Consider the following 16,589-nt stretch of genomic DNA (forward strand, 5'->3'; position numbering starts at 1 on the left):
GGATGGCTGAGATTCCGCGTTATTTGGAGGACCAGACGGAGGAACAGATTATGCAGCGTATGCTGGATCGTCTGCCCGCGGATCTGGACAAGTCGGAAGGGTCTTTTCTGTGGGATGCGGAGGCTCCGATTGCGTTTATGCTGTCTGAGGCGGCGCTTTGGGCGCAGGAGTTGCTGCGGCGCGGGTTTGCAAGTACGGCGGCGAGCAGTGATCCGAATTTCCGTTCGGAAGAGCTGGATTTGCGGGCGGGTGAGCATGGGCTTACGCGGCGTGCGGCGGTGGTGGCACAAGGTACGGTTAGATTCGCAGGTACGCCGGGCAAGGTGATTCCTGCGGATACGGTTGTGGCTACTTTGGCGGATGAAATCTCCGGTGAGGCTTCGCTCGAATACGAGACGGTGGCCCGTGTGGAGCTGGATGTAGATGGGCTAGGTAGTGTTGGCGTGCGAGCGCTCGTTGCCGGAAAAGAAAGCAATGTGCCAGCGGGTACGGTGACAGTGCTGTCTACACCTGTGAGTGGCGTGAACTCTGTCACCAACGTTGAGGTGATCAAGGGCGGTGCAGATATTGAGGCCGATACGGCGCTGCTGGAACGCTTTTATGCCAAAGTCCGCAACCAGGGAACGAGCGGCAACAAGGCACAGTATGTGCAGTGGGCCAGTGAAGTACCCGGCGTTGGGGCAACACGTGTCATACCGTTATGGAAGGGGCCAGGCACGGTGGGATTGTACCTGCTGGATACGGACAAGCGTGCGGCGGGAACCGACTTGGTAGCAGCAGTGCAGAAGTACGTGGACCCGACGCAGGATGGACAGGGTGAAGGCGTTGCTCCGGCTGGCCCTGTGGTGTCCGTGATGCCAGCAGAGGAAGTGCCGATGAACATACAGGTGAAGCTGACGCTGGCAAGTGATGCGACCCTGGCAGATGTACGGGCATTGATCGAACGCGGGGTGACCGCGTATTTGAAGCAGCTCGCTTATGCAGATCCGCTTGTACGCTACACCCGGATTGCCGCGATCCTGCTGGACATTCCGCCCATTATCGACTATTCAGAGCTGACCGTGAACGGTGTGAGCGACCAGAATATCGAGATTGCAGCGAGTCAGGTGGCCGTGCTGGGGACGGTGGATGTACATGAGTAGTATTGGGCAGATGGTGGATGAGAATGCAATTCGTGAATCCGGAGACCGAGCAAGTCTGGGTGAAGCTACAAGCGTCGAAGTGAAAGGAAGGGAGGGTGCAGGACATGAGTGCTCCTTCTGTTGTACATGTTGGACTAATGAGTGAGAAAGGGCGGGAGTTGTTCTCCTATTTGCCGAGTTATTATGAGACTTCTCGCGTCATGCAGGCCGATATGCAGTCCAAAGGAACCGAGATGGATTGGCTGTATCAGGCGCTGGATGAGACATTGGATCAGTTCTTTGTCCGTACGGCGACATGGGGCCTCGACTTCTGGGAGCAGGAGCTTGGCATTGAGACGGATCGTCTCAAACCTGTAGACCAGCGGCGTGCGGTGGTCGAATCGAAGCTGCGCGGTGCCGGGAAATTTTCCGGTAGGCTGGTGGCGAACGTGGCTGAGGCGTATGCCGGGGGCAAGGTGGATGTGACATTTCAGTCGGAAGCGTGGAATTTTACGGTGAGTTTTGTGGATACGCTGGGCATCCCGCCTAATATTGATGATCTCAAACGTGCAATAGATGAACTGAAACCGGCTCACATGGCTGTGGAGTATGAGTATCGCTATCTGGTATGGGACGATTTAGATAAGAAACAGAAAACTTGGGACGAACTGGACGCTGCGTCCTTGACGTGGAATGAACTGGAGGTGTGGGCGTAATGCCACAAGAAACGGATCGATTGAAATTACCTCTTCCTTTGGGGAATGAGACCGTAAACCGGGAGAGTATTAATGGGATTTTTGAAAAGATTGATGCAGGTGTCGCGACACAGGCAGATTTGGATGCGCTTCGTGAAGCAGTGAGTAAGATGGACATTCCTGATGCGTCATTGACGCAGAAAGGGAAGGTGCAGTTGTCGAGCAAGACGGATGGGACTTCTGAGACGATGGCGGCGACGGAGAAGGCGGTTAGTGATGCGAGGGTGACGGCTATCAGTGCAGCGTCTACGGACGCAACAATAAAAGCCAAATCCTATGTTGATGCAAAATCGTGGCAGAAGCACAAGCTTACTCAAGATAGCGGTATTTCTATAAATGCGAGTAACGGTAATGCAAACCTACTGGTAACAAATGGTGATTATGTAGGCGAAAACATTGCTAATACTCCTAGAGCTGCGACTGGTGAATGGTGGTACATCCGAGTTTCCGCAATGGCGGCAGGTGTGTGGGTTAAGCAAGAGGCGATTAACCTTTTTACAAACACCTATCAAATGCGGACTGGTTCGGATGCAGGAGGCGGCGTTTTATCTTGGGGGCCGTGGACTGCTGACGTTTTTCAATCTGGCGTTGATGCTAAGAACGGCATAGTGGGTGCCATTAACGCCAAGGGTGGAAGTGCATCCACAAATGACACATGGGCGCAGTTGTCGGCTAAGGTGCAGGCGATACAGACAGGCTTGTCATTGATGACAGGAAAAGTGTCTGCAGCGGGGGGGAGGATTGACATCCCGGGATATAGACCGCAGGTATTTATACTTCACTCGATTGAATCTCGTAATTCTCAACTGTGGTACGACTCATTCCAAAACCGGACTACAGCTTGGATTTATTCTTTCGGCCCTTTAGTCGCATTTCGGTACCCAGAAACGAATAATACAAAACTTCTTGATGGTAGAGGAAATGTTACTTTTTCAAATTATAGTATGTTTACAGGTGCAGGATTTAGGACTTTAGCTTTCGGTGACGGTTATGTGGAATTCGCAACTACATCTTCAGGTGATGGATATATTTCTCAAGAGCAAACGGAGTACACGATACTGGCTATACCTGTCTAAAATAATTATCAAGGGATATGTTTTGGGGCTAAAGTTTATTCCTAGCAATAACAGGCTAATTTAACATCCAAGATTTAATGTTCAATACTAACGGATTTTTTACAGAAATGACGAAATTTAAGCATGCCTACCATGCGGTGCTGCCCGTATTTTTACCGCAGAGTATATGCCTTTATTTAAACTATTGTTGTTTGGATTATGGGCCATCAAACCATTTGAATACGCCAATAAGGGGATCTATACCACTGGTCGAGTAACAAGACGAATTAAGCCGAAGCGTTCTAAAAAGGAGGTGAACCATGACCACAAACCAACTTACCAAAACCATCGCAAACACGCTCACACAGCATTTCCCTGACATCCCGGTCCACCCAGCAAATGGGGGCATCACACCTGCTCCAGACGGCCAAGGACTCACATATCGCCTGCTGTCTGCAAAACTCACCCGAGAGCGCAGTGATCGCTTCGTGCAGTTCCATACCTTCGAAATTCGCTGGCTCGATGCAAGCAACATTCCAGACACCTTACCGGACAGGCTCTTCGAAGCGCTGGAGACCATTGAAGTAGAAGGGACGCCGTATCGTGCTACCGAATTGCGATGGAAAACATGGGGGCAGATACCCAAGCTGCTGGTGTATTACACGATGCGAACCACCAAGGTGTCGGAGTCCCCCGCCACCATGCAACAACTGGAGCAGCTGCCAACTGCACTTAAAGCCCGCTAACGGATAACTAACTAAATAAAGGGGATTTACATGAAAGGAATAGGAGGCGCATTGGCAATGTTTACGAAAAAGGAACTGGACCCTAAAAACCCGGAAACCAAACAGAAAAACAACCAGAAAACCAACTCGAAATATAGCAAAGCACAGTTCGCCGAATCCCGGCAATTGAGCCGGATGGAGAAAGATATTTTGGCAGCGGTACTACTGGAACAACAGACGTACACAATAGAAGAAGCGCAGCAACATATCCAACAATTTATGAATGAGGAGGCACAATAATGGCTGGAGGAACATGGACAACACAAAACAAGGTACGCCCCGGCGTATATATGAATTTTGCATCAGAGGGCGCTTTGCCGGGTACGGTAGGGGAGCGTGGAACGGTAGCTTTGGCACTTCCATTGTCATGGGGGCAAGCGGGCACGATCCTGACTGTACAAGCAGGTGAAGATGTACAAGCCAAATTGGGCTATGATTGGACAGCACCTCAACTGCTGCTTATTCGTGAGGCATTGAAACGGGCGCAAACTGTGCTTCTGTATCGTTTGAATGCAGGTACAAAAGCCAAGGCAACACTGGATAAACTGACGGTAACTGCTCAACATGGCGGCGTGCGCGGTAATGATCTGGCACTTGTAATCTCCGCTAATATCAATGACGCGGACAAATTCGATGTCTCCACTTTGCTTGCGGGTAAAGAAGTGGACAAACAAACCGCGTCTACCATCGAGGAGCTGGAAGCTAACGCATACGTTACATTCACAGGTACAGGTGCCCTCACAACTACAGCTGCACTTCCATTAACCGATGGACTGGATGGTACAGCAACCAACCAGGAACATGCCGATTTCCTGACCAAACTGGAAGTGCTGGATTTTAATACAGTCGGTCTGATCTCGGACGATGCCACATTGAAATCGGTATACACTGCGTACATCAAGCGTTTGCGCGACACCGAGGGCAAGAAGGTGCAACTGGTGCTGGCAGATTATCCGACTGCGGATCATGAAGGCGTGATTAGTGTCAAAAATGGTGTTGTACTCGCAGACGGTACTGTTCTGACTCCGAAACAAACGGTAGCGTGGACAGCCGGAGCCACAGCGGGGGCTAATCTGAATGAATCCCTGACATTCCGCGCCTATGACGATGCCGTGGATGTGAACGGACGATTGACGCATACCGAGACAGAAGCGGCACTGCGGAATGGTGAATTTGTCTTTACGGCGAGTAGCAACCGCGCGGTGGTAGAGCAGGACGTGAACACGTTCCGTTCCATTACACCGGATAAAGCACGTCATTTTGCCAAAAACCGTGTTGTCCGTGTACTCGATGGTATTGCCAACGATATGAAACGGATTTTCGAGTCCTATTACATCGGTAAAGTGAACAATAACGAAGATGGGCGCAGCCTGTTCCGTTCCCAATGTGTCACCTACCTGAAGCAGCTTCAGGATATTGGGGCGATTCAAAATTTTGATTCCAAAACAGATATCACAGTCACTCCGGGAAATGAAACCGACAGCATTCTGATCGAGATTCAAGTCCAGCCTGTAGATTCCGTTGAAAAAGTATATATGAAAGTGAAGGTGGTTTAAGATGGCATTTTTGAAAGCAAGCGATACGATCTCCGGCCAGGAAGGCCGCGCATATGCAACGATTAACGGACAGACGGAAGAAATGTTCTATGTGAAAACGCTGGAAGCCACTGTGGAAAAGCAAAAAGCAGAGGTCAAAACCCTCGGCCGCCGCGGCGTGCAGCACAAAGCAACCGGTTGGTCCGGTTCTGGTTCCATGACGATCTTTTATACCACATCCCGTTTCCGTGAGTTGATGCTCCAGTACATGCAGAATGGCGTGGACACATACTTTGACATTGAAGTAACCAACGAAGATCCTTCGTCCACCATTGGCAAACAGACCGTGACCCTCAAAGGTGTCAACCTCGACAGTGTGATCATGGCATCTCTGGATACCGAATCCGAGGCGTTGGAGGAAGAAGTGAGCTTTACTTTTGAAGATGTGGATATGCCTGTATCGTTCAAATCGCCAAAGTAATATAAAAGTTACGGAAATATGAACCATAGATATACAACGAGTCTGACTGTAGCAGCATTTTTTTGAAAAATAAACCTGTTCAACTTGCCTGTGTTACGGGCTATTTGGCGTTTCCAAATTCATTTGCAATCTCTCTTTGTTTGAGGAGAAGCTGCACATAATTGCCCGTAGCTACACACGACACGAGCATTACATTAGTTTCACATATAGCATCATCTAAACATTTAAGCACACTATACATGCTCTTCGCCGCTTCCTGCGGCGCAGGGCTTAACTTTCGAGGAGGAATTATACATGAGTGGATTAAGTATGTTTTTTGCACAAAATGCAGCGGCGGATACAACGGAGGAATTCATCGTATCTTCCCGTTTCAAGAATGAGAAGGGTGAGCCGGTTGCCTGGAAACTGCGCAGCATGACCGAGGACGAGAACCAAGAATGCCGTAAGGCGGCTACTCGCAAAATCAAAGGCAAGAACGGTGTATACACACCTGACATTGATGCCAATGAATATATGGCTCGCCTGATGAGCGCCAGCGTGGTGTACCCTGATCTGAAAAACGCAGAGCTTCAGCGCTCATATGGTGTGATGGGGGCGGAATCACTTTTGCGGAAAATGCTGCTGCCCGGCGAATTTGCCTCACTTGGGGAACAGGTCCAGAAGCTGAACGGCTTCAATCAGGATATGAACGAACTGGTGGATGACGTAAAAAACTAATTAAAGAGGGCGATTCCGAAGCCAATCTGGCTTATTACGCTCTCCATGAATTGAATATTCTCCCGCATGAATTAATGGCATTCTCCATACGTGAACGAGCAGCCATCTACGCCATGATCTCCATCCGGGTGGAGGAAGAGAAGAAAGAGCGGTCCAAGAGCCGCGCCCGGAAAAAATAAAGGGGAAAGGAGGGAGACATGAATGTCCGATACAATCGAAGTAATCAATCCTCCATCCGTAAATAATCTGATTAACAACTTGAATCTGATCCAGGTAAAAACAACCGAAATTTTGAACAATTTCAACCAGATGAACCAGATTAATTTGAATCAATTTAACCAGACGAACATATCCAACCACTTTAATCAAATAAACCAACAGATGAATGTAACGATTAATCTGATGGAAAAGCTGGAGGATACGGCTGATGATACAAGTGATTCGTTAGGGGATAATCTGAACAAGCTCTCCAAGTGGATGCAAATGCTAAAGTCGGCTGGAAGTGTCGTGTTAAAAGCGGCTGCTGAAGAAGAAGACTTCAAGTATCGTTATATGGTTGCTGCTGAAGATCCGGTGCTCGGAGAAGGCCTCTATAATAAGTATCGGGACCAAGCGTCCAAGAGTGGCCAGAATGTCAACGATTCGCTCAAATCTTCTCTAGGCTTCGTGCCTTTGGCACAGAATACAGGGCAGGTAGATCAGTTGAATCAACTAACTCAACGTTTGAGTATGCTGTCACCGGATGGAAAAAGTCTGTCCGATGCGTCTGGTGCCATTGTTAGTGCCATGAATGGGAAAAATACTGATTTGGCGAGTCAATTTAACATTCCTGAAAGTGCACTAGCTGGAGCCGGATTGGATGAATTTATTCAGACTAAAGACCTGGACGGTTTCATACAAGGACTGCAGACAGTTCTTGAAATGCAGGGCTACACGCAAGAGGCCTTTGATACGATGCTTGATTCTCCATTGCAAAAATGGACAGCTCTTGTGAACCAGTTCAACGGTATATTGTCTGAAATCGGTACTAAAGCGTTGGAAGTGCTTTCTCCAGTGCTTGACCGATTAAACGAAGCGATAAGCTCAGGCCAGTTCAGTGCTTTTATTGAATGGATTGGTGGGGCGTTTGCAATCATCGCTCAGGTGGTGGCATTTATTGTAGACGGGTTCATCAATTTTGCTACAGTCGTGCAAGAAAACTGGGATATCATTGCACCTATCTTGACTGCTATTGCTATGGTGCTTCTATACAACATGATTGTTTCGCTTGGCGTTGTGATTTTTCAAGTGTTTATGCTCGCTGCGGCATGGCTGGCTGTAAACTGGCCTATATTGCTGATCATCGCAGTCATTGCTGCATTGATTATGGTTTTCCAAATGTTCGGCGCAACCGGAACCGATATTCTCGGGGCTATTATTGGGACGTTTATGATGCTTGGCGAGATCATCAGAGTGGTAATTGCTACCGTGTGGAACGTATTTGCTTCATTGGCAGATTTCTTGATTAACCTTTTCATTGATCCTGTCTATGCAATCCAAAAGTTGTTCTACGATCTCGGCATGTTTGTTTTGCAAACTCTCTATAATGTGATGGTTGGTATTGAGGATTTCCTTAAAAGAGCTGTAGGGGCCATAAGCGATGTTGCTTCCTTTATTAATGATACCTTTGGTACAAACCTGAGTGTGATGTCCGAATCGGATATTAACATTGGCAGCAAGAACATTAAGAAATGGATGGACACTCTGAAATCAATGGAACCGAAAAGTGACAAGAATGTATTTGAGTCGATGAGAATGGATGCACAATTCAATCCCGACGTCTATGGGGATGGTCAGAGATCGACTAAGGAATGGGTTTCTAAGCTTTCAAAGGATGATTCCAAGGAGGATTCTAAGGAAAAGGGTCTTAAGGGATTGTTCGGAAATGATAAGAATCTCATACCCGAAATGCCAAAAACACCTCCCATGCCACCGATGCCAACTGCACCTGCTCCCACGGTCGTTCCCAACAATATGAGCAACATCAACCAAATCAATAATGTGGGGAAAGTAGATCAAATTGGCGGCGTTGAGGGAACGATTGATGTGACCAGTGAGGATCTGAAGCTGATGCGTGAGCTTGCAGAGATGCAGGCGATTCAGCGATTCGTCAGTCTGACACCAACCGTTCAGCTTACTACAGGGGATATCAACAGCGGGCATGATGTGGACAGCATCATCAGCAAAATCACCGATGGACTGAGCAGCCAGATCGTCTCCAGTGCCCAGGGGGTGTATGGATAAGTGGAATATTACATTCAACTAAGCTTCAATAACCGCTCGGAATACATGTTTTTCCCGGTGACACCAGAGAGTATTGAGTTTTCGGATGCGGGGGATGGCAGTACGTTTAACGTTAGCGCATTGGGTGAGATTAATGTGATCAAGTCACCCAAGCTGCGTGAAGTCAGTTTCAGCGGGATTTTTCCGGCGGACTACAGTCCGTATCACTTGAATTATGATGCAAGTCATCCGGCGATACAGAAGGAATATTACCGTGACCCTTATGAATATGTGAAAAAAATTATCCGCTGGATGCAGACAGGCAGACCCGTCAGGCTGTTCTTTTCAAGCGCCAGATACACAATTAACATGGCTGTTTCCATTGAGAGCTTTGATTGGAAGGAGACAGCGGGTACGGTGGGCGATATCCAGTATGATATCAAGCTGAAGCAATTCATTTTTTATTCTGCCAAAAAAGTAGTGCCTCTCAAGGACAGTAAGAATTCTGCTGCAGCGAAAACGAAAACCAAAGCCTCTCGGCCCAATGAAAAAATCCAGGCCAAGACGGTCAAGCTCAAAGCCGGAGATTCCTTGTGGTCGGTTGCTAAAGCTAACCTGGGAGATGGATCTCGCTGGAAAGAATTGCAGAAGCTGAATGGCATCAAGGATGCCCAACTGAAGAAGCTGCCTATTGGACTTGTGATCAAGCTTCCGTGAAAGGAGAGGAAACATGCAGCAACAGATTATGTTGGATGACAAGCAGACAAACCTGAAAGAGCATCTATGGCTGGATGATAAGCAGGGCAACATCTGGGATATTAGCGAAATTGCCGGTGACATTACGTATAAAACCTCCCGTATCGGCAAGCCTTCCTCTCTGGAATTCACGTTGATCAAGGGCAGCTTATATCAGAATACGAAATTTTCGTACGAGAATGGATATGTCGTGAAGTATATCAGTAATGAAGTGGAAGTGTTTTACGGATACATCTTTTCGGTGGATAGCGGCAAGGATGAAAGTGTCAAAATCAAGGCCTACGACCAGACACGTTATCTAACTGCAAATCAGACGTACAAGTTCGTTAATGCAACCGCTGCGGATGTAATCAAACGAATTGCAAAAGACTTTCTGTTGAAAACAGGTGATCTGATCCAGCCGAAATATGCCATTCCACGCATGGTATTTGATAATAAAAAGCTGATCGACATGATCTGTGAGGCGTTGGACCGGACGCTGATCTATGGCGGCAAAAACTATATCTTCTACGATGACTTTGGCAAGCTGGTGCTTCGGGATATCGAAGAGATGCCGTATGGTTTTGTCATTGGGGACAACAGTCTGCTTACGAATTATAGCTATACGAGGTCAATTGACGACCAGACGTATAACAAAATCAAGCTGTATCGGGACAACAAGGATACGGGAAAAAGGGAAACGTACGTGCATCAGAACTCAAGCAGCATCCGTCAATGGGGGCTGCTTTTTTTGTACCAAAAAGCGGACGATGGCCTGAACAAAGGCCAGATTGATGACATGCTGAAGACTCTGATGACGCTGCGTAACCGCGAGACACAGACACTGAAAGTGGATGCGCTCGGCGATTTCAAGGTGAGGGCGGGTAGTTATGTCAACATTCAGATAGAGGAATTGAAGATCAATCAATATTTTCTGGTCGACGAATGTACGCACAAGGTGCAGGGGGGCGTACACACGATGTCGCTGGATTTGAAGGTGGTGTAACGATATATGATGTTGGATGTGATTAAAAAGGCGGCGGTAGCCGCTGTAGATGCCAAGTCTCCCGTTCAGATCATGTACGGAAGTGTAACGAACACACAGCCCCTTGAGATTACTGTTGAACAGCGGTTGGCTTTGGAAGAGCCTTTTCTGGTACTGCCAGAATCTGTAGCAAGCAAAGCTTGGACAGTCGGTGACCATGTCCTGTTGTTACGTGTGCAAGGCGGGGACAGCTTCGTTGTGCTGGATCGGCTGGTGAATCCATGATTCCACAGGGTACACAAATGAGTGCCGAAGATCTGGAAGAGGTTGCTGTGCTGCCAAGTCTGACGTATGTGTTTCAAGCTTCGGGACAGCGAATTGGAAGACTGCAACTGGATGAAAAAGATGCGGTAAAACAGGCCGTGTATAAAGCATTGTCCACACGCCGTTACGAGCATCTAATCTATTCTTCGGATTACGGTATGGAATGGTCCTGGGAAGGGATAGCTGGACGATCCATGGTGGAATCCGAACTGGAGCGCTGGATTCGGGAAGCGTTGCTTCCAGATGATCGTATTTCGGAAGTAACGGAGTTCGATTTCGTTCATGAGGCGGACAGTGTAAAGGTTTCTTTTACCGTGGAAACGGACTTTGGGAGCTTTAGGCAAGAGACGGAGGTGAACATGAATGTATGAGCAACAGACGTTTGAAGTTATTTTGAACCGGATGCTGGACAAGGTACCGGATGGTGTGGATAAACGGGAAGGCAGCATTATCTATGATGCGCTTGCGCCAGCCGCTGTGGAGATGGCTCAGATGTATATCGAGCTGGATGTGAACGCCAATCTGAAATTTGCGGATACAGCTTCCGGGGAGTATCTTGACCGGGCAGTGGCTTGGTCGGGCATCACTCGTAAAGCAGCAACTCAGGCACGTTGGGCTGGCAGCTTCAAAGATAACGCAGGTAAAGCCGTGGAGGTTCCTTTGGAGAGTCGTTTTTCCACAGGGGATCGGGTGTATGTTGTAGTGGAGCGTACCGCGGCAGGACAATATGTGCTGGAATGTGAGGTTGCCGGAGCAGAAGGCAATGAATATACAGGGGCGCTGCTGCCCATCGATTATATAGCCGGACTGACGACAGCCGAACTGACTCAGTTGTTGGTTCCTGGGGAAGACGAAGAGACAGATCAGGCGTTATATGACCGATATCAGGACAAAGTATCCCGTCCGATAACGAGTGCCAACAAATATCAATATGAACTGTGGGCGCGAGAAAACTCCGGGGTAGGGAAAGCGAAGGCTTTTCCATTGTGGAAAGGTCCAGGGACGGTAAAAGTGGCGCTGCTGAACAATGAAATGCACGCACCTGCCAAGGCGGTGATTGAAGCAGTGCAGAATTATATCGATCCAACCCAGGATGGTATGGGTGAAGGCGCTGCTCCAATCGGACCCGTGGTCACGGTGGTGGGGGCGGAGGAAGTGCCCATTCATGTCGAAGTGCAGGTCACGCTTGCATCAGGCTCAACGTACGAGGGCGTGAAAACGCTGATTGAAAAGGGAGTTACCACTTATCTGAAAGAGCTGGCGTTTGCCGATCCATTGGTTCGTTGGACACGAGTTGCCAATGTGATATTGGATATTCCGCCCGTGATCGATTATAGCGATCTGCTGGTGAATGGCGGCATGTCCAATTTAGAGATTGCACCCGGTGCAGTCGCCGTTCTCGGGACGGTGAAGGTGACATGAGCAAAGCGGAGGTATTAATGTCTCTTTTGCCACCGTTGTATGAAAATGTGCTGGAGATGCAGCTTCTTACGGAGACCGAAGGTACTGAACTGGACAAGCTTGCGTTGGGGTTGGAAGGTGTGCTGGAACAGTTCTACCCAGAGTTGGCGACCTGGGCACTGGAGCGGTATGAGCGGGATTTACAAATTCCGACGAATCAAGCCAAGCCAGATGACCAGCGGAGATCCGTAATCATCTCCAAAATGCGCGGAAGCGGCAAAGTCTCCGGTTCGATGCTGAAAAATGTGGCACAGGCGTATGAGAGTGGCGGGATCGAAGTTTCGGTTGATTCAGGCGAATATAGGATCATGATCCGTTTCACTGATACTTTGGGATTGCCACCCAATCTGGACGATCTGAAGGCAGCAATTGAGGATATCAAACCGGCACATATGACCGTGGAGTATCGTCTGCGGTATTTAACGATTGCGGAAGTGGAAAGCATGACGCTGGCTGAGATTGAACAGACCCGGCAGGATAAATTTTTAGGAGGTGGAGCATAGATGAATGAACCAAAAACACCGAATTTGGGATTGAATAAGATTGACCGTTCCTCGCCATCGACAACCTATTTTGATCTGGATAAGTATTTGGATCAGAACTGGGAGAAGATTGATGGTTTTGCGGAGCAGGTGGAGGAAAAGGTTGGGGAGACAGCAGCGCAGGTAAGCAGTATTCAGGAGCGGCTGGATACCGAGCAGCGAAGATCGGTGACGTTGGAGCCTGGATTACAGATTATTAATGCTGAGCGTGCCTCGGCATTTAAGCTGGAAGGATTGAAGGGCCGGACGCTGGTGAATTTATTGGGGCGTGATGGAGGCTTTGAGGGATATAGTAACTGGGATATAGGCGCCGCGTCAGCAACTTTAGACACTACGGTATCTGCCCAAGGTAGTATGAGTTCATTAAAAGTAACCCTGGCCTCCACTAACAGCAACATAAGCAAGGAAGTGTCTACGTCAGTCGGTAAGACATATGTACTGATAGCGGACGTCAAAAACGTATCGACTAGCAGCACATTCGTATCGATATCCACTGTAGTTAACGGGAATATAGTAACGGGATCTACGTTTGGAACCTCATTCGCTAGGTTCACGGCAACAGCCTCAACCCATTTGATTGCAGTTGTAGGTGGCGGGGCATCTGGGCAAGTATTCAATGCGGACAATGTGCGCCTCTACGAAGTCAGCTCAGCCGAATACGTTGCACTGAACAGCATGACGCCGGAACAAGTAGCCACTAAGTATCCTTACGTTGATAGCGTTCAACCTGTGCGAAATCCGTATGCGATTAGGTATGGTGAGAATTTGTTACCGCCACTTTATGAGGCGAATAGGGTAACAGCCGCATCAAAGGTAGTAGCTGACGGGAGGTATGGTGTTAAGTTTGGGGTGGGCGGTGATATGGACTTTATCGCGTTTCATATTCAGGTTATTCCTAATTCTGATTATACATTTTCATATGAGCATGAGGGATACTCAAGTGTGACATTTGAAGGAGCAGGCTGGGCAGCGGTCGATACAAGCTACAGCAGTGGAATAACGGGATATTCATACGAAAAAGTTAAAACTTTCAATGTAGGTAACCGATCTACGATCGCAATTGTAATTCGAAGTTTCGACTCATCAAAAACAGTATCATGCAAAAACTGGATGCTTACACTCGGAAAAACAGTGGAACCTTTCAAATCACGTGAAGACGCCATGCTTGTGTTGCAAACAGAGCTACACGCCAATCCAGACACGGGAGCTAATCCTGATACGGTGTTTGAGCAGGGGGGGCAATATTTTAAAGCGAAGAAGTGGCGACGACTGGTTTTGGATGGGGCATTAGCTTGGGGTTTTGGTGACGCAGTTTCCACAGGGCTAAAACAGGTTAAAGTCGTCGGCTTGGTGACCGGAGGCGTGGCAGGATCAGGTGTAGCTACCAAATACGAAGGTAAGATAGTGCCACAAGGTAGTACGGGCAGTGTTGCTGATACAAACGCGGTTTCAGGATCAGGTGATTTCTACATTTCGATTCCCAACACAGACAGCGGATGGGGAGACTCATACACACCGACAACAGATGAGATTAAGGCGTATTTCATGGGATGGAAGATGTATGATGTAAATACCAATCCTGATGGCAGCGGTGTTTTTAACAGAACTGATGGGGTAGGGAAATGGTTTGTTCCAGTCGATCAATCTTCTAGCGGTGTAAACGTACTTCCGACAACGAAGGTTTCAACAGTTGCGTCATATCAACTCCTATACCAGCTTGCTACTCCAGTCGTAGAGCCGATCACTTCTGAGGGGCAATTGACTTTGTTCAAGGGAGACAATCAGGTTGAGGTAGGTACGGGAATTGTGTTACGTGAAGGCCTCAAACCTGCTCTATACCCTCCTGACAACAATTACTATATCAATAGTCAGGCAGCTGCGACTAAACTAGTGAACAAAGTAGGTAAATTCATTCATGTATACGCCAATAGCCGACAAGTTTATGATTGGTCAACATCTACCAATGCTGATAGCTGGGGAGCGCAACGCTTATACAAAGATTCTAAATATTTCAATCCAACCCCATCCTATACAGTCACATACCTGATGCTGGACAAATATCCGGTAGTCAGCCTTGACGGAACCTATGCTGATAATGAAAAGTCTCTGCTGCTGGATGCGGTCAAGTCGCTCCAAGAAAACACAACACGCATTTCGGTGCTAGAATCGAAAAAGGCAGAGAAGGACGCTCCTGTATGGATTACCCCGACATTGGTAAACGGATGGACGAACTACTCCGATTTATACCAACCTATTGGGTACTATAAGGATAGCCACGGATTAACCCACTTACGTGGGTTAATCCGTGGCGGGGCAAACACAAATGGGGCAAGTATATTTAGGCTACCAGTAGGATACCGCCCTAAAAAGGCAATCTTATTTAATACATTAACATCAAACAGCACTGCGCTGGTAGCTGCTACGGTTGAGATATCACCCGATGGTGTTGTATACCTTGGATTCGCAGGTGGTAACACCTGGCTGAATTTAGAAAATATATCGTTCATAGCCGAACAATAAGGAGGGATCATATGAAAGCCGTACCTAAAGTAAATACAGACGGCCTCTATCTTGAGGACGAGTTGGTGGACGATGCCTTTGTGGGTGTCGTCCCTTTTTATGCCGAGCCGGAGCCGGTTGTTTTCGATTCTGAAGCTACTGAGCAGCCGGCAGCACCGGAGGAAAAGGCTGTGCCGGAAATTGCCGGGTATCTTGTGGGCTTGCCGACTCCAACGGGCCTATTCAGGCCACGTTTTGATCTAACAGCCTGGGAGGCATACCAGACTGCTCTTGAGACTGATTCCCAGGCAGGTTTTCCTGAATTATGGGTGGAGGGGTTAGGCCAAGATGAAATTGACAAACTAATCGAGCGTACACCTCAAGAACCGTCCGAACTTGATTCGTTGCAACAACGCTTGGTTGAGGCGGAGGCTAAAAACTCGCAGTTGGCTGCGGAAAGCACACTTAATCAAGTAGCTCTTATGGAATTGCACCAAATGTTGCTTAAAGTACTGGCCAAGTAACGATTGGCAAAGTACATCCTATGACTAGGGTAAGAGTTCTCGTGGGAGGTGAGGGGATGTTAGCGATCTATGTAATGTTGATCCAAAAAGATATCATTAAGCTGGAGGAAGTACCGCCAGAAAGCCGTGATAAAGTGAAAGAGATGTTACAGGCCACAGAATCCTAAATGAACTTGGCGAATAAACATACGTAGCAATGCCAAGAGATCACTTCACTGATTTCTGGAAGGAACAAAGATTTTTTAATCATATGATGGAACAAAAGATATGGAGGTGAAACGATGGAACGATTGGACATCCTATGGAAATGGGGGATAGCACTCATGAGCAGCTCAGCAACCTACTTCTTCGGAGGATGGTCAGGCGTGCTCGGCATACTACTCGTGTTCGTCATCCTCGACTACCTAACCGGTATCGCGGCGGCAGGGATGAGTGGCAAGCTGGAAAGTAATGTCGGCATGTTCGGCATCGCACGAAAGGTGTTTATATTTGCAATGGTATCGGTGGCTCATCTGGTGGACGGTGTTCTGGGAGACGGACATTTGTTCAGGGATGCGGTCGCCTTTTTTTATATCGCAAATGAGCTGTTATCCATTATTGAAAATGGAGGCAGGTTGGGAGCACCGATCCCGCCTGTGATCCGACAGGCTATTGAAGTACTCAAGGGTAAGGGAGGAGATGGGGGGATTCCCGATGCTGAACAACAGACCAGAGATGAAACGAAGTAAGGACTCAGCATTCATTCAAATGTGTCCGTCTTGTAGCAAGAGATAGAGCACTATTCGAATCGGAAGCCCGATCCATTAGC

18 protein-coding genes are annotated in these 16,589 nt (G+C 48.0%); all 18 read left to right on the forward strand.

Annotated features, from left to right (window positions below; all coding sequences use genetic code 11):
- Positions 1 to 2 precede the first annotated feature (2 nt).
- The 18 genes from ACR32F_RS06160 (at position 3) to ACR32F_RS06245 (ending at position 16,509) form a co-directional block, all read left to right on the forward strand.
- On the forward strand, positions 3 to 1,142 hold the full coding sequence (locus tag ACR32F_RS06160; RefSeq protein ID WP_440117140.1) for a baseplate J/gp47 family protein: 1,140 nt from the start codon (positions 3 to 5) through the stop codon (positions 1,140 to 1,142).
- A gap of 104 nt (positions 1,143 to 1,246) precedes the next feature.
- The gene (locus ACR32F_RS06165) at positions 1,247 to 1,837 is read left to right on the forward strand and encodes a YmfQ family protein (protein ID WP_440117142.1); all 591 of its coding nucleotides are present in this window, start codon (positions 1,247 to 1,249) and stop codon (positions 1,835 to 1,837) included.
- Entirely contained in the window at positions 1,837 to 2,952 is a 1,116-nt protein-coding gene (locus ACR32F_RS06170; RefSeq protein WP_440117144.1) for a tail fiber protein, read from the forward strand. Before ACR32F_RS06165 ends, ACR32F_RS06170 begins: the two co-directional genes overlap by 1 nt.
- Positions 2,953 to 3,251: 299 nt before the next feature.
- Positions 3,252 to 3,677: a phage tail terminator family protein gene (locus ACR32F_RS06175; RefSeq protein WP_440117146.1), complete on the forward strand. Its 426-nt coding sequence runs from the start codon at positions 3,252 to 3,254 to the stop codon at positions 3,675 to 3,677.
- 57 nt (positions 3,678 to 3,734) lie between these two features.
- Positions 3,735 to 3,956: a hypothetical protein gene (locus tag ACR32F_RS06180; protein ID WP_440117148.1), complete on the forward strand. Its 222-nt coding sequence runs from the start codon at positions 3,735 to 3,737 to the stop codon at positions 3,954 to 3,956.
- A complete protein-coding gene (locus tag ACR32F_RS06185) occupies positions 3,956 to 5,272 on the forward strand; it encodes a phage tail sheath family protein (protein ID WP_440117150.1) in 1,317 nt (438 codons plus the stop codon). Before ACR32F_RS06180 ends, ACR32F_RS06185 begins: the two co-directional genes overlap by 1 nt.
- A gap of 1 nt (position 5,273) precedes the next feature.
- The gene (locus tag ACR32F_RS06190) at positions 5,274 to 5,732 is read left to right on the forward strand and encodes a phage tail tube protein (protein ID WP_440117152.1); all 459 of its coding nucleotides are present in this window, start codon (positions 5,274 to 5,276) and stop codon (positions 5,730 to 5,732) included.
- A 294-nt stretch (positions 5,733 to 6,026) separates the two neighbouring features.
- A complete protein-coding gene (locus tag ACR32F_RS06195) occupies positions 6,027 to 6,449 on the forward strand; it encodes a phage tail assembly chaperone (RefSeq protein ID WP_440117154.1) in 423 nt (140 codons plus the stop codon).
- A gap of 201 nt (positions 6,450 to 6,650) precedes the next feature.
- Positions 6,651 to 8,732, forward strand: a complete 2,082-nt coding sequence (locus ACR32F_RS06200; RefSeq protein ID WP_440117156.1) for a hypothetical protein — start codon at positions 6,651 to 6,653, stop codon at positions 8,730 to 8,732.
- Complete coding sequence (locus tag ACR32F_RS06205; RefSeq protein ID WP_440117158.1) at positions 8,733 to 9,428, forward strand: LysM peptidoglycan-binding domain-containing protein; 696 nt, start codon at positions 8,733 to 8,735, stop codon at positions 9,426 to 9,428.
- A 13-nt stretch (positions 9,429 to 9,441) separates the two neighbouring features.
- Positions 9,442 to 10,452: an XkdQ/YqbQ family protein gene (locus tag ACR32F_RS06210; protein WP_440117160.1), complete on the forward strand. Its 1,011-nt coding sequence runs from the start codon at positions 9,442 to 9,444 to the stop codon at positions 10,450 to 10,452.
- 6 nt (positions 10,453 to 10,458) lie between these two features.
- Positions 10,459 to 10,716 carry a DUF2577 family protein gene (locus tag ACR32F_RS06215; RefSeq protein ID WP_440117162.1) on the forward strand — a complete coding sequence of 86 codons (258 nt, stop codon included), beginning with the start codon at positions 10,459 to 10,461 and terminating at the stop codon, positions 10,714 to 10,716.
- The gene (locus tag ACR32F_RS06220; RefSeq protein ID WP_440117164.1) at positions 10,713 to 11,126 is read left to right on the forward strand and encodes a DUF2634 domain-containing protein; all 414 of its coding nucleotides are present in this window, start codon (positions 10,713 to 10,715) and stop codon (positions 11,124 to 11,126) included. The genes ACR32F_RS06215 and ACR32F_RS06220 overlap by 4 nt, the downstream gene beginning before the upstream one ends.
- Entirely contained in the window at positions 11,119 to 12,177 is a 1,059-nt protein-coding gene (locus tag ACR32F_RS06225; protein WP_440117166.1) for a baseplate J/gp47 family protein, read from the forward strand. Before ACR32F_RS06220 ends, ACR32F_RS06225 begins: the two co-directional genes overlap by 8 nt.
- On the forward strand, positions 12,174 to 12,719 hold the full coding sequence (locus ACR32F_RS06230) for a putative phage tail protein (RefSeq protein WP_440117168.1): 546 nt from the start codon (positions 12,174 to 12,176) through the stop codon (positions 12,717 to 12,719). The genes ACR32F_RS06225 and ACR32F_RS06230 overlap by 4 nt, the downstream gene beginning before the upstream one ends.
- Complete coding sequence (locus ACR32F_RS06235; RefSeq protein ID WP_440117170.1) at positions 12,720 to 15,278, forward strand: hypothetical protein; 2,559 nt, start codon at positions 12,720 to 12,722, stop codon at positions 15,276 to 15,278.
- Between the two features lie 11 nt (positions 15,279 to 15,289).
- Positions 15,290 to 15,781 (forward strand): hypothetical protein, encoded by a 492-nt coding sequence (locus ACR32F_RS06240; RefSeq protein WP_440117172.1) that lies wholly within the window; start codon positions 15,290 to 15,292, stop codon positions 15,779 to 15,781.
- A gap of 281 nt (positions 15,782 to 16,062) precedes the next feature.
- Positions 16,063 to 16,509, forward strand: a complete 447-nt coding sequence (locus tag ACR32F_RS06245; protein ID WP_440117174.1) for a phage holin family protein — start codon at positions 16,063 to 16,065, stop codon at positions 16,507 to 16,509.
- The last annotated feature ends 80 nt before the right edge of the window (positions 16,510 to 16,589 follow it).

Origin of the sequence: Paenibacillus hebaui (assembly GCF_051934385.1) — a bacterium.
GTDB lineage: Bacteria > Bacillota > Bacilli > Paenibacillales > Paenibacillaceae > Paenibacillus.